Here is a 13,584-nt window from a genome sequence, read left to right on the forward strand (position 1 = left end):
GCACTCCCGTACGCGGTCGGCAGCTCAGCGCCCCGAAAGGCACCCCAAGCGCTCGTGGTCCCGCAACTCCCGCAACTTCCCAGGCGGGCAAGGGGGTTCATCGCTGCCCTGACGCAGGCGGTGGACCTGAGGAGAGGAAGAGGAATGGATAGCGCGGTAATCGTCGTGGGCGCAGGCCCCACGGGGCTGATGCTCGCAGGTGAGCTGAGGCTGGCGGGCGTTCCCGTCGTGGTCCTGGAGCGGCTCGCCGAGCCCACCGGACAGTCCCGCGCGCTGGGCCTGACCGTACGGACCATGGAGATCTTCGACCAGCGAGGGCTGCTCGAGCGGCTGGGCGACGTACAGACCAACCCCATGGGCCACTTCGGCGGCCTGCTCGTGGACTTCACGATGCTGGACAGCCCGCACCGCACCGCCCACGGCATCCCGCAGGGCAGGACCGAGAGCATGCTCGGCCAGTGGGCGACCGAGCTGGGCGCCGACATCCGACGCGGATGCGAGGTCACGGGGATCACCCCGGACGCGTACGGGGTCGATGTCGAGGTCCGCGGGCCCGAGGGTCCCGGGCGGCTGCGCGCCTCCTACGTCGTGGGGTGCGACGGGGGCCGCAGCACGGTCCGCAAGCTCGGCGGGTTCGACTTCCCGGGCACCGCGGGATCCCTGGAGATGCTCCTGGCCGATGTGCGGGACTGCGACATCGAGCCGCACCCCTTCGGCAGGCGGCTCCCGCGCGGTATCGCCATGTCCGCCCCGCTGGGCGAGGGGGTGCACCGCGTCATCCTGCGCGAGCACGGAACACCGGTGCGTTCCGAGCCCGCGGAGTTCGAGGACGTCGCGGCGGCATGGCAGCGGATCACCGGGCAGGACATCAGCAACGCCACACCGGTGTGGGCGAGTTCGTTCAGTGACGCCGGCCGTCTGGTCAGCACGTACCGGCGCGGCCGGGTGCTGCTCGCGGGCGACGCCGCGCACATCCATCTGCCGGCCGGCGGCCAGGGCATGAACGTCGGCATCCAGGACGCCGTCAACCTGGGCTGGAAGCTGGCCGCGGTGGCCGGCGGCTGGGCCCCGCCCGGTCTGCTCGACAGCTACCACCGCGAGCGTCATCCGGTCGGCGAGCGGCTGCTGATGAACACCCGGGCGCAGGGCCTGCTGTTCCTCGGCGGCGACGAGGTCCAGCCGCTGCGGGACGTCCTCGGGGAACTCATCGGCCGGCCCGAGGTCGCGCGCCACCTCGCCCACATGGTCACCGGCCTGGAGATCCGTTACGAGACGGGGCCGGGCGACCACCCCCTGCTGGGCAGGCGCCTCCCGCACCAGGAGCTCGTCGCGGACGACCGCAAGACCAGCACCACCGAACTGCTGCGCCCGGCCCGCGGGCTGCTGCTCGACCTCGCCGACGATCCCGCCGCCCGGCGGATCGCCTCCGGCTGGCACGGCCGGGTCGATGTCGTCACCGGCAGGCCCCACGCGCCCGCGGCCGACGGCCCGTTCGCGGACACCGGCGCCCTGCTGGTCCGGCCGGACGGTCACGTCGCCTGGGCGGCACCCGAGGGCGGCGATCTGCCGCGGGCACTGCACCGCTGGTTCGGCGCACCGCGCTAGCGGTCGCGGCCCCGGCCCGGCCCCGGCAATAGGGCTCCGGCCTCGGACGCGGTCACGGTGACCGCACCGCCGACGCACCGCACCGACCGCACCGCCGCAGTACGAGCCGCATCGCGCCGCAGCGCCGCGGTACGAGCCATCGCGCCGCAGCGTCCCGGTACGAGCCGTGCCCGCCGCACCGCGGCAGGGCCATGGGCGCCGCACCGCACTCAGACACGGAACGAGAAGAGGACACCCATGCACTCCACCCTGATCGTGGCCCGGATGGATCCGGGCTCCAGCGGCGACGTCGCCCGGCTCTTCGCCGACTTCGACGCCACCGAGATGCCCCACCGGATGGGCACGAGACGCCGTCAGCTGTTCTCCTACCAGGGGCTCTACTTCCATCTGCAGGACTTCGACCACGAGGGCGGCGGCGAGGCCATCGAGGAGGCCAAGACCGACCCGCGCTTCGAGAAGATCAGCGCCGATCTGCGGCCGTTCATCGACCCGTACGACCCCGCGTGGAAGACGCCGTCCGACGCGATGGCCGAGCGGTTCTACGTGTGGAATCCGCAGGGGAGTGGTTCCCGGTGACCCGGCGTGTGGTCATCACCGGCATCGGCGTCCTCGCGCCGGGCGGTACGAGCACCAAGGACTTCTGGGCGCTGCTGACCGACGGGCGGACCGCCACGCGGACACTGTCGCTCTTCGACCCGTCGCCGTACCGGTCGAGGATCGCCGCCGAGGTCGACTTCTTCCCCGCCGAACACGGCCTGCTGCAGCAGGAGATACGCCGGATGGACCGGGCCGCCCAGTTCGCGGTGGTCACCGCCCGGGAGGCGGCCGCCGACAGCGGCCTGGAGATGGAGCAGGTCGACCCCGCGCGGATCGGTGTGACCATCGGCAGCGCCGTCGGCGCCACCATCAGCCTGGAGGACGAGTACCGGGTCGTCAGCGACGACGGCCGGCTCCACCTGGTGGACCACCACTACGCCGTGCCGCACCTCTACAACCAGCTCGTACCCAGCTCCTTCGCGGCCGAGGTCGCCTGGACCGTGGGGGCCGAGGGCCCGAGCGCCGTCGTCTCGACCGGTTGCACGTCCGGCATCGACGCGGTCGGCCATGCGGTCGAGCTGATCCGCGAGGGTTCGGCCGACATCATGCTCACCGGCGCGACCGAGGCACCGATCTCACCGATCACCGTGGCCTGTTTCGACGCGATCAAGGCGACCAGCACGTACAACGACGATCCCGAGCACGCCTCGCGGCCGTACGACAAGACCCGTACCGGCTTCGTGCTGGGCGAGGGCGCGGCGGGGTTCGTGCTGGAGGAGCTGGAGAGCGCGCGGCGGCGCGGGGCCCACATCTACGCGGAGATCGGCGGATACGCGTCCCGCTGCAACGCGTACCACATGACCGGTCTGCGCTCCGACGGCGCCGAGATGGCCGAGGCCATCCGCGTCGCCCTGGACGAGGCCCGGCTGGACCCCACGGACATCGACTACGTCAACGCCCACGGGTCCGGCACCAAGCAGAACGACCGCCACGAGACGGCGGCGTTCAAGAGCAGTCTCGGCGAGCACGCCCACCGCGTGCCGATCAGCTCCATCAAGTCGATGGTCGGCCACTCGCTGGGCGCCATCGGGTCGATCGAGATCGCCGCCTCGGCGCTGGCCATGGAGCACAACGTGGTCCCGCCGACGGCGAATCTGCACACCCCGGACCCGGAACTCGATCTGGACTACGTCCCGCTGAACGCCCGTGAGCACCGCACCGACAGCGTGCTCACCGTGGGCAGCGGATTCGGCGGCTTCCAGAGCGCGATGGTCCTCACCCGGCCCGACAGGAGGGCAGCATGAGCACGTCCGTCGCCGTCACCGGAATCGGCGTCACCGCGCCCAACGGGCTCGGCACCGACGCCTACTGGCAGGCGACCCGTGAGGGCGTCAGCGGGATCGGGCCCGTCAGCCGGTTCGACGCCGAGCGGTACCCCGCCCGGCTGGCGGGCGAGGTGCCGGGCTTCGAGGCCGCCGAGCACCTGCCCAGCCGGCTGATCCCGCAGACCGACCACATGACGCGCCTCGCCCTGGCCGCCGCCGACTGGGCGCTCGCCGACGCCGGCGTGACGCCGTCGGACCTGCCCGACTACGACGCCGGGGTGATCACGGCGGCGTCGTCCGGCGGCTTCGAGTTCGGCCAGAACGAGCTGGAGAACCTCTGGAGCAAGGGCAACAAGTACGTCAGCGCCTACCAGTCGTACGCCTGGTTCTACGCCGTCAACACCGGCCAGATCTCCATCCGCAACGGCATGCGAGGACCGAGCGGTGTCGTCGTCAGCGACCAGGCGGGCGGTCTCGATGCCATCGCCCAGGCCCGCCGGCAGATCCGCAAGGGCACTGCGCTGATCGTCTCCGGGGGCATCGACGGGTCGATCTGCCCGTGGGGCTGGGTGGCGCAGATGGCCGCGGGCCGGATGTCCACCAGCAACGATCCCACGCAGGGCTACCGGCCCTTCGACCGCTCCGCGCAGGGCCATGTGGCGGGCGAGGGCGGTGCGTTGGTGGTGCTGGAGGACGCCGAACGCGCCCGTGAGCGCGGTGCCCGCGTCTACGGCGAGATCGCCGGATACAGCGCCACCACCGATCCCAAGCCGGGCAGCGGCCGTCCGCCGGCCCTGCGCCGGGCCATCGCCGGCGCGCTCGCGGACGCGGGCCTGGAGCCTGAGGACATCGACGTGGTGTTCGCCGACGCCGCGGCGGTGCCCGAACTGGACCGGATCGAGGCCGAGGCGATCACCGAGGTGTTCGGACCGGGCGGCGTCCCGGTCACCGCACCCAAGACCATGACGGGGCGCCTCTACTCGGGCGCCGCCTCCCTGGACGTGACCGCCGCCCTGCTCTCGATCCGCGACGGACTGATCCCGCCCACGATCCATGTCACGCCCGACCCCGCGTACGGGCTGGACCTGGTGGCCGGTACGGCGCGGTCCGCGACCGTACGGGCCGCCCTGGTCATCGCCCGCGGATACGGCGGATTCAACTCCGCCATGGTCGTCCGCGCCGCCTGACCGCCGGACGTCCCGACACACGCGCACACCCTCACACGAGCACACCCACGAGAGGACAACCACCCATGACTGCCAAGGACTTCACCATCGACGACCTCCGCCGCATCCTGCGCGAAGGCGCCGGCGAGGAGGCCGATCTGGACGGTGACATCGCCGACGTCACCTTCGAGGAGCTGGGCTACGAGTCGCTGGCGCTGCTCGAGACCGGCGTCCGTATCGGCCGCGAGTACGGCATCGAGCTGGAGGACGCGACGCTGACCGACGTCGAGACGCCGCGCCAGCTCGTGGACGCCGTCAACGAGCAGCTTTCGGCGGCCCGGACGGCCGCCTGACGGCTCCACGCCGGGACACGGCGCGTACGCGACCCGTACGCGCCCCGCACACACCGCACCGAACAGAGCACACCGCACGGACGGGACAGCGACGGCGGCCGGTACGCACCGGCCGCCGCTCGCCCTCCCGTTCCGTATGAGTGCCACACCTCTTGGGAGACATACGCATGACCGCGCACCAGCAGCCGGTCGCCCTGGTCACCGGGGCCACCAGCGGAATCGGGCTGGCCGTCACGAAGGCCCTCGGGGCCCTGGGACACCGGGTGTTCCTCTGTGCCCGTACCGAGGAGTCCGTCATCACCACCGTCAAGGAGCTGCGGGAGGAGGGTCTTGACGTCGACGGCAGGGCCTGCGACGTCCGCTCGGCCGAGGACGTGACCGCCTTCGTCCGTGCCGCGGTCGACACCTTCGGCACCGTCGACGTCCTGGTCAACAACGCCGGCCGCAGCGGGGGCGGCGTCACCGCCGACCTCACCGACGAGCTGTGGGCGGATGTCATCGACACCAACCTCAACAGCGTCTTCCGTATGACCCGCGAGGTGCTCACCACCGGCGGCATGCGCCACAAGAGCCGCGGCCGCATCATCAACATCGCCTCCACCGCCGGGAAGCAGGGCGTCGTCCTGGCCGCCCCGTACTCCGCCTCCAAGCACGGTGTCGTCGGCTTCACCAAGGCGCTCGGCAACGAGCTGGCCCCCACCGGCATCACCGTCAACGCCGTCTGCCCCGGCTATGTCGAGACGCCGATGGCCGAGCGCGTGCGCCAGGGCTACGCCCGGGCCTACGACACCACCGAGGCGGCCATCCTCGAGAAGTTCCAGGCCAAGATCCCGCTCCGCCGCTACTCCACCCCCGAGGAGGTCGCCGGCCTCGTCGGCTACCTGACCACGGACACCGCCGCCTCCATCACGGCCCAGGCCCTGAACGTCTGCGGCGGTCTCGGCAACTTCTGATCCACGGCCCGGCACCAGCGAGGAGAAACCCATGTCAGCTCAGCAAGGACTCCGCGAGGTCGAGCACGAGATCACCGTGCTCGCCCCGGCCACCGCGGTCCACCGGCTCATCGCCGAGGTGGAGAACTGGCCGCGGATCTTTCCCCCGACCGTCCACGCGGAGCAGGTCGAGCGCTCGGGCGCCGAGGAGCGCATCCGCATCTGGGCCACCGCCAACGGCGAGCCCAAGCACTGGACTTCGCGCCGCACCCTGCACCCCGACGCCCTGCGCATCGACTTCCGCCAGGAGGTCTCCGCGCCTCCGGTGGCGTCGATGGGCGGAAGCTGGATCATCGAGCCGGTCGACGACTCCACGGCGCGCGTCCGCCTGCTGCACGACTACCGCGCCGTCGACGACGATCCCGAGCAGCTCGCCTGGATCGACCGGGCCGTGGACCGCAACTCGACCGCCGAACTGGCCGCCCTCAAGGCGAACGTGGAACTGGTCACCGGCTCCGAGGGCCTGCTGCTGTCCTTCGAGGACACCGTGCAGATCGGCGGCTCCGCCAAGGACGTCTACGACTTCCTGAACGAGGCGCAGCTCTGGTCCGAGCGGCTGCCGCACGTGGCATCCGTACGGCTGGGGGAGCCGGCACCCGGCCTGCAGACCCTGGAGATGGACACCCGTACCAAGGACGGTTCGACCCACACCACCGTCTCCGTCCGCGTCTGCTTTCCCCACCAGAAGATCGTCTACAAGCAGACCGTCCTGCCGGCGCTGATGACGCTGCACACCGGCTACTGGCTGCTGGAGGAGAACGCGGACGGCGTCGCCGTCACCTCGCAGCACACGGTGGCCATCAACACCGCCAACATCGCCGCGGTACTGGGGCCCGACGCCGACCTCGCCCGCGCCCGCTCGTTCGTCCGGGACGCGCTGAGCGGCAACAGTCGCGCCACCCTCGGCCACGCCAAGGAGTTCGCCGAGAGCCGCCGCTGACACGGCGTCACCCGCCGTGTCCCGCATCCCGAGCCGGCCATCACCAGGAGCCCCCATGCCAACCCTCGACATCCCCCGTTCCGCGATCGACCTGTACACCGACGCGTCGATCATCGACCCGTACGACGACTACCGGGCGCTGCGCGACCTCGGGCCCGTCGTCCGCCTGGACCAGTACGACGTGTGGGCGGCCGCGCGGTACGACGAGGTCTACGAGGCCCTCCATGACCACGAGTCGTTCATCTCCGGTGAGGGCGTCGGCATCACCGAGCAGCTCAACAAGGCGCAGCACGGTTCCAGCCTCACCAGCGATCCGCCGTACCACGACCTCGTCCGCGGGCTCGTCGCCCGCCACCTGACGCCCAAGGCGCTGCGCGAGTTCCACACCTACATCCAGGAGTGGGCCGACAAACTCGTCGACGAGCTGATCGCCCGCGGGGAGTTCGACGCCGTCACCGACTTCGGCCAGGCGTTCCCGCTCGCGCTGGTGCCCGACCTGCTCGGCTGGCCCGTCGACGAGGGTCGGGAGCGGCTGCTGGACTGGGCCGCAGCCGGCTTCAACGCCTTCGGCCCGCTCAACGAGCGCACCCGGGCGGGCTTTCCGCTGCTGCAGGAGATGGGTGAGTTCCTCCACCGGATGTCCCTCCCCGGCAATCTGCGCCCGGACAGCTGGGGCGCCCAGCTCGTCGCCGACGCGCAGGACGGGAAGATAGCCGACGAGCTGCTGCCCGCGCTCCTCGGTGACTTCCTGGCCCCCTCGATGGACACCTCGGTCAGTGCGCTGTCCAGCATGCTGTGGCTGTTCGGTGCGCATCCGGGCCAGTGGGACCTGCTGCGCTCCGACCCCGCGCTGATCCCCAACGCGTTCAACGAGATCGTCCGTCTGGAGTCGCCGCTGCGCGGCTTCACCCGGCTCCTGACCCGTGACCGTGCCCTGGGCGAGGCCGAGTTGACGGCCGGTTCCCGGGTCCTGCTGCTGTATGGGTCGGCCAACCGGGACGAGCGGCACTGGCAGTCGCCCGAGACGTTCGACATCACCCGCGCCGCCGCCTCCGGGCACCTGGGGTTCGGCCACGGCATCCACGGCTGCGTCGGCCAGGCGCTCTCCCGGCTGGAGGGCCACTCGCTGATGACCGCTCTGGTCAACCGCGTACGCCGGATCGAGGTCGGCGAACCGGCGTGGCGCCTGCACAACACCATCCGGGGCATCGACCACCTCCCCGTCGTCCTGCGCGCCTGAGCTCGCGCACGGAACCAAGGAGCCACGCAGACATGAAGGTATCCATCGACTTCGGCCGGTGCGAGGGGCACGGCCTGTGCGAGGAGGCCGCGCCGGAGCTGTTCCGGCTGGACGACGAGGGCGATCTCGTCGCGCTGTTCGACCACGAAGAGGCCCTGCCGGCGGCCCGGCGGGCCGCGGCGGAGCGTGCCGTACGGGTGTGTCCCATCGGTGCGCTGAAGGTCGCGGACCGCTGAGGGCTGTCCCCTCACCCCCCGGTGGATCAGCGGTGCGGCAGGCACGTACGCCCGGCACGCCCGGCACGTACGCAGGCACGCCCGGCACACCCGTCACGTACGCGGGCAGCCGGCACGCCCGGCACCAACCGGCTTGGGCCGGAGGGCGGTCGGCGCCCGCGCCTGCCGCACCCGCACGAACACCGACCGAACTCACACCGAGAGGTGCCGCAAAGATGGCGGAGTACATCAGCGACCACGCCGTGGTGCTGGGCGGAAGCATCGCGGGCCTGCTGGCCGCGCGCGTGCTCGCCGACGCCTACGCCCGGGTGACCGTGGTCGACCGCGATGTGCTGACCGGGACGGAAGGGCCGCGGCGCAGCATCCCCCAGGGGCGTCAGATCCACGGCCTGCAGCCGCGGGGTCAGGAGATCCTCGAGGACCTCTTCCCGGGCTTCACCGACGAGATGGCCGCGCACGGCGCGCAGATCCAGGACACCGTGAACCAGGGCCACTGGTACTTCCGCGGCCGGCTGCTGCGGAAGGCCCCCAGCGACCTGGTGACCGTGGCGGCGAGCCGGCCCCTGCTGGAGGCCCGGATCCGCGACCGCGTCCTGAAGCTGCCGGAGGTGTCCTTCCTCGAGGAGCACGACATCATCGGCCTCACGACCACGCCCGACCGCGGCCGGGTCACCGGCGCACGGGTGCACCCCCGCGCATCCGGCGGCGCAGTACGGGAGATACCCGCCGACCTGATCGTGGACGCCACCGGGCGCGGCACACGCACTCCGCTGTGGCTCGCCGGTTTCGGCTATCCCGATGTCGAGGAGGAGCGGCTGGAGATCGGGGTCGGCTACGCGACCCGCCACTACCGGCTGCCGCCCGGGACCCGGCACGACGGCCGCGCCACCATCGTCATCGCTTCCCCCGAGGACCCGCGCGGCGCGATCTGCGCGGAGGTCGAGGGCGGACGGATCCAGCTCGCCGTCAACGGCATCCTCGGCGACTTCCCGCCGACGGACCCGGACGGGTTCGAGCGGTACGTCAAGTCCCTGCCGGTTCCCGCGCTGTACGAGCTGACCCAGGAGGCCGAACCGCTCGACGACCCCGTCGCGCACCGCTTCCCGGTGAGCCTGCGCCGCCGGTACGAGAAGATGGCCCGCTTCCCCGACCGGCTGCTCGTCACCGGCGACAGCGTGTGCAGCTTCAACCCCGTCTACGCCCAGGGCATGACGGTGGCCGCGCTCGGCGCCATGGTGCTGCGCCGCCATCTGCGGGCGGGCCACGCTCCGCAGCCGCTGCCGTATCTGAGCGACCTGGCGCGCGAGGCGGTGAGCCCGTCGTGGGAGGCGAACGCCGTCAACGACCTGCAGTTCGCCGGAGTTCGCGGCGAACGCACCCTGAAGACCCGCATGATCCAGGCGTACGGCCGGCTGGTGCAGGCCGCCGCCGCGCACGACCCGGACGTGGCCCACGCCTTCGTGCGCGTGCTGTCCCTGGCCGACCCCGGTACGGCGCTGATGAGCCCGGCCGTGCTGCTGCGCGTACTGCGCCACCGTACGGCGGGGGTGGGACGGTGACCCGGTGCCGCCTGGTCGTCGTCGGGGGATCGCTGGCCGGGCTGCGCGCCGTCGAGGCCGCCCGGGCCGGGGGATTCACCGGGTCCGTCACGCTCGTCGGGGCCGAGGACCACCTGCCGTACGACCGTACGGTGCTGTCCAAGGCGTTCCTGGAGTCCGGGACCGAACCGGCCGTCCCCCACTACCGCGACCCGGCGTCGTACCGCGACGAACTCGGCGTGGAGCTCAGGCTCGGCGCGCCCGCCACGGCCCTGGACACCGAGGGCCGCACGGTGACCGCGGGCGGCACCGACATCCCGTACGACCGGCTGGTCATCGCGACCGGTGTGCGCTCCCGGACACTGCCCGGCACCGGCTCCCTCGCCGGCGTCCACACGCTGCGGACGGTGGACGAGGCGCGGGCGCTGCACGCGGCGCTCCGCACCGCACGCCGCGTCGTGATCGTGGGCGCCGGATTCATCGGGGCCGAGGTGGCGTCCGCGGCCCGCGCCCGCGGGGCCGAGGTGACGCTGCTCGACGCGCAGCCGGCACCGCTGGTCCGCTCGGTCGGGGCTCACATGGGCGCCGTCCTGGCCGACTTGCACGGTGTACACGGCAGCCGGCTGCGCTGCGGGGCGGGCGTGGACCGTGTCGAGGGCGACGGCCGGGCCGAGCGTGTGGTGCTGTCCGACGGCACCGTCCTGGCCACCGATCTGCTGGTCGTGGGCGTCGGCGCGGAGCCCGCCACCGACTGGTGTGCCGGCTCGGGCGTGAAGACGGGCGACGGCGTCCTGTGCGACCGGTATCTCGCCACCTCCGCCCCCGGCGTGTACGCGGCCGGTGACGTGGCGCGCTGGCACAACCCGCTCTTCGGCCGGGACATGCGGCTGGAGCACTGGACCAACGCTGCCGAGCAGGGCGCACTGGCCGCGCGCAACGCGCTCGGCCTCGGCGGCGCGGCGGAGGCGTGCGCGGCGGTGCCGTACTTCTGGTCCGACTGGTACGGCGTCCGCATCCAGTTCCTCGGTGTCCCCGACGCCGAGGAGACCGAGGTCTTCGGAGACATCGCCGGCCACCGGTTCGTCGCGCTCCACCGCAAGGGCGACCGGCTCACCGGCGTCCTGACGGTCGACCGTCGCGGCGAGACCGCCAAGTACCGGCAGTTGCTGCGCCGGCGTACGAGCTGGCGGCAGGCGCTGGAGTTCGCCGCCCGCCGGGAGACCGGATCCAACCCCGTGGCAGGAGTGACGTAAGTGGACACACAGGTGATCGTGGTGGGCGCGGGCCCGGTGGGCCTGATGCTCGCCGGGGAGCTGCGGCTCGGCGGGGCCCGCGTGGTCGTCGCCGAGCGCGCGACCGAGCCGTCCACCGAGTCGCGGGCAACGACGCTGCACGCCCGCACCATGGAACTCCTCGACCAGCGCGGGCTGCTGGACCGCCTGGGGGAGCCGCCCAACGACCCGCGCGGCCACTTCGGCGGCCTTCCCCTGGACCTGGGCGGCACCGGCAGCCCGTACCCGGGACAGTGGAAGGTGCCCCAGACCCGCACCCGGGAAGTCCTCCTGGACTGGGCGGCCGGGCTGGGCGCCGACATCAGGACCGGACACGAACTGACCGGCCTGGAGCGGCGGGACGACCGCGTCGAGGCCGTGCTGCGCACGCCGGAAGGGGAGACGCTGCGGCTGAGCGCGGCGTATCTCGTCGGCTGCGACGGCGAGAACAGCGCGGTACGGCGGCTCGCCGGTGTCGCCTTCCCCGGCACCGACGCGACCCGGGAGCTGCTGCGCGCCGACGTCGCGGGGATCGAGATCCCCGACCGCCGCTTCGAACGGTTCCCCGGCGGGCTGGCCATCGCGGGCCGCAGGCCCGACGGTGTCACCCGGGTGATGGTCCACCGGTTCGGCCGGCCGGCCGTCCGCCGTACCGAGGACCCCGCCTTCGCGGAGGTCGCGGCCGCATGGCGGGAGGTCACGGGTGAGGACATCGGCGGCGGCACACCCCTGTGGGTGAACGCCTTCGGCAACACCCGCCGGCAGGCCGCGCAGTACCGCACGGGACGAGTGCTGCTCGCGGGAGACGCCGCCCACGTCCAGATGCCCGTGGGCGGACAGGCGCTCAACCTGGGCCTCCAGGACGCGGTCAACCTGGGGTGGAAGCTCGCCGCCGAGGTGAAGGGCTGGGCCCCGCCCGGCCTCCTCGACAGCTACCACGAGGAGCGGCACGCGGTCGGCCGCAGGACCCTGGGCAACATCGAGGCACAGTCGCTGGTCCTGCTCGGCGGCGAGGAGGTGGCGGACGCACGGTCCGTCATCGGCGAGTTGCTCGGGTACGACGGCGCCGCCCGGCATCTGGCCGGGATGATCACCGGCCTGGACATCCGCCACCCGGCCGCGGACGACGGCCACCGACTCCTCGGTGCGCGGCTGCCGTTCGCGGAACTGCGCACCGGGCCCGGCGCCTCCACCCGTACCGCCGACACACTGCGGTCCGGTCACGGCGTCCTGCTCGACCTCGATCCGGACGCACCGGAGCATGCCGAGTTGCGCGCCGAGGCGGCGCTCCGGGCGGACCGCGTCCGCGTCGTCGCCGCGACCCTCACGACCACCGGGCCCGCCGGCGACTCCGCGGGCCCCGATGGATCCGGGGGCACCGGCGAACTCGCGGGCGTGGGCGCCGTTCTGGTGCGCCCCGACGGCCACATCGTCTGGTGCGGCGAGGAGGGCGCAGGTGCCCTGCGCACCGCACTGCACCGCTGGTTCGGCGCCCCGTCCTCCGCCGGCGCCCCGTCCTCCGCAGCCGTCCCGTCCTCCGCCGGCGCCCCGTCCTCCGCAGGCTCCCGCGCATTCCACCGATCCGCAGACCACACCGTGAACAGGAGCACCACCATGGGCACTCTGGTGAACAAGACCGCGCTCGTCACCGGCTCGAGCCGGGGCATCGGCCGCGCCGTCGCCGAGCGGCTGGCCGCCGACGGCGCCCTCGTCGTCGTCCACTACGGCCGCGGCAAGGAAGCCGCCCAGGACACCGTCGACGGCATCCGGGCCACCGGCGGACGGGCGTTCGCCGTACGGGCGCCGCTCGGGGTCCCGGGCGACGTGGACGCCCTCTTCGACGGGGTCGAGGAAGGGCTGAAGGAGCACACGGGCGGCATCGAGCTGGACATCGTCGTCAACAACGCGGGCATCATGGGCGGCCTTACGCCCGAGGAGACCACGCCGGAACTCTTCGACAAGCTGATGGCCGTCAACGCCAAGGCGCCCTTCTTCATCGTCCAGCGCGCCGCGAAGAATCTGCGCGACGGCGGCCGCGTCATCAACATCTCCTCCGGCCTCACCCGCTTCGCCAACCCCGAGGAGATCGCGTACGCGATGACCAAGGGCGCGGTCGAGATGATCTCCCTGCACTGGGCCCGGCACCTGGCCGCGCGCGGCATCACCGTGAACAGCGTGGCGCCCGGCATCACCAACAACGGCAGCCCGGTCTTCGACAACCCCCAGGCGGTCCAGGCCATGGCGCAGCTCTCCGCCTTCGGCCGCGTCGGCGAACCGTCCGATGTCGCCGACGTGGTGGCCTTCCTGGCCTCGGAGCAGTCCCGGTGGATCACCGGTGCCTTCATCGACGCCACCGGCGGCACGCTCCTCGGCTGAGACCC

General features: G+C 72.5%; 12 protein-coding genes. All 12 read left to right on the forward strand.

Features of this window, described 5'->3' with window-relative positions:
* The first annotated feature begins 144 nt into the window (after window positions 1–144).
* The 12 genes from ACGFNH_RS12485 (at window position 145) to ACGFNH_RS12540 (ending at window position 13,579) form a co-directional block, all read left to right on the forward strand.
* On the forward strand, window positions 145–1,605 hold the full coding sequence (locus tag ACGFNH_RS12485) for an FAD-dependent monooxygenase (RefSeq protein ID WP_393653048.1): 1,461 nt from the start codon (window positions 145–147) through the stop codon (window positions 1,603–1,605).
* A 237-nt stretch (window positions 1,606–1,842) separates the two neighbouring features.
* Window positions 1,843–2,181 (forward strand): TcmI family type II polyketide cyclase, encoded by a 339-nt coding sequence (locus ACGFNH_RS12490; protein ID WP_393653049.1) that lies wholly within the window; start codon window positions 1,843–1,845, stop codon window positions 2,179–2,181.
* Entirely contained in the window at window positions 2,178–3,446 is a 1,269-nt protein-coding gene (locus ACGFNH_RS12495) for a beta-ketoacyl-[acyl-carrier-protein] synthase family protein (protein ID WP_393653050.1), read from the forward strand. The genes ACGFNH_RS12490 and ACGFNH_RS12495 overlap by 4 nt, the downstream gene beginning before the upstream one ends.
* Window positions 3,443–4,654, forward strand: a complete 1,212-nt coding sequence (locus ACGFNH_RS12500) for a ketosynthase chain-length factor (protein WP_393653051.1) — start codon at window positions 3,443–3,445, stop codon at window positions 4,652–4,654. The genes ACGFNH_RS12495 and ACGFNH_RS12500 overlap by 4 nt, the downstream gene beginning before the upstream one ends.
* Before the next feature lie 65 nt (window positions 4,655–4,719).
* Window positions 4,720–4,986 (forward strand): acyl carrier protein, encoded by a 267-nt coding sequence (locus tag ACGFNH_RS12505; protein ID WP_393653052.1) that lies wholly within the window; start codon window positions 4,720–4,722, stop codon window positions 4,984–4,986.
* 167 nt (window positions 4,987–5,153) lie between these two features.
* Entirely contained in the window at window positions 5,154–5,939 is a 786-nt protein-coding gene (fabG, locus tag ACGFNH_RS12510) for a 3-oxoacyl-ACP reductase FabG (protein WP_393653053.1), read from the forward strand.
* A 31-nt stretch (window positions 5,940–5,970) separates the two neighbouring features.
* Complete coding sequence (locus ACGFNH_RS12515) at window positions 5,971–6,918, forward strand: aromatase/cyclase (protein WP_393653054.1); 948 nt, start codon at window positions 5,971–5,973, stop codon at window positions 6,916–6,918.
* A gap of 55 nt (window positions 6,919–6,973) precedes the next feature.
* The gene (locus ACGFNH_RS12520; RefSeq protein ID WP_393653055.1) at window positions 6,974–8,158 is read left to right on the forward strand and encodes a cytochrome P450; all 1,185 of its coding nucleotides are present in this window, start codon (window positions 6,974–6,976) and stop codon (window positions 8,156–8,158) included.
* Between the two features lie 32 nt (window positions 8,159–8,190).
* A complete protein-coding gene (locus tag ACGFNH_RS12525; RefSeq protein ID WP_393653056.1) occupies window positions 8,191–8,394 on the forward strand; it encodes a ferredoxin in 204 nt (67 codons plus the stop codon).
* A gap of 215 nt (window positions 8,395–8,609) precedes the next feature.
* Window positions 8,610–9,953, forward strand: coding sequence for an FAD-dependent oxidoreductase (locus ACGFNH_RS12530; RefSeq protein WP_393653057.1), 1,344 nt, complete (start codon window positions 8,610–8,612; stop codon window positions 9,951–9,953).
* On the forward strand, window positions 9,950–11,185 hold the full coding sequence (locus ACGFNH_RS12535) for an NAD(P)/FAD-dependent oxidoreductase (RefSeq protein WP_393653058.1): 1,236 nt from the start codon (window positions 9,950–9,952) through the stop codon (window positions 11,183–11,185). The genes ACGFNH_RS12530 and ACGFNH_RS12535 overlap by 4 nt, the downstream gene beginning before the upstream one ends.
* Window positions 11,186–13,579, forward strand: coding sequence for an SDR family oxidoreductase (locus tag ACGFNH_RS12540; RefSeq protein WP_393653059.1), 2,394 nt, complete (start codon window positions 11,186–11,188; stop codon window positions 13,577–13,579).
* Window positions 13,580–13,584 lie beyond the last annotated feature (5 nt).

The sequence above is a fragment of the Streptomyces sp. NPDC048639 genome, assembly GCF_043199075.1.
Taxonomy (GTDB): Bacteria; Actinomycetota; Actinomycetes; order Streptomycetales; family Streptomycetaceae; genus Streptomyces.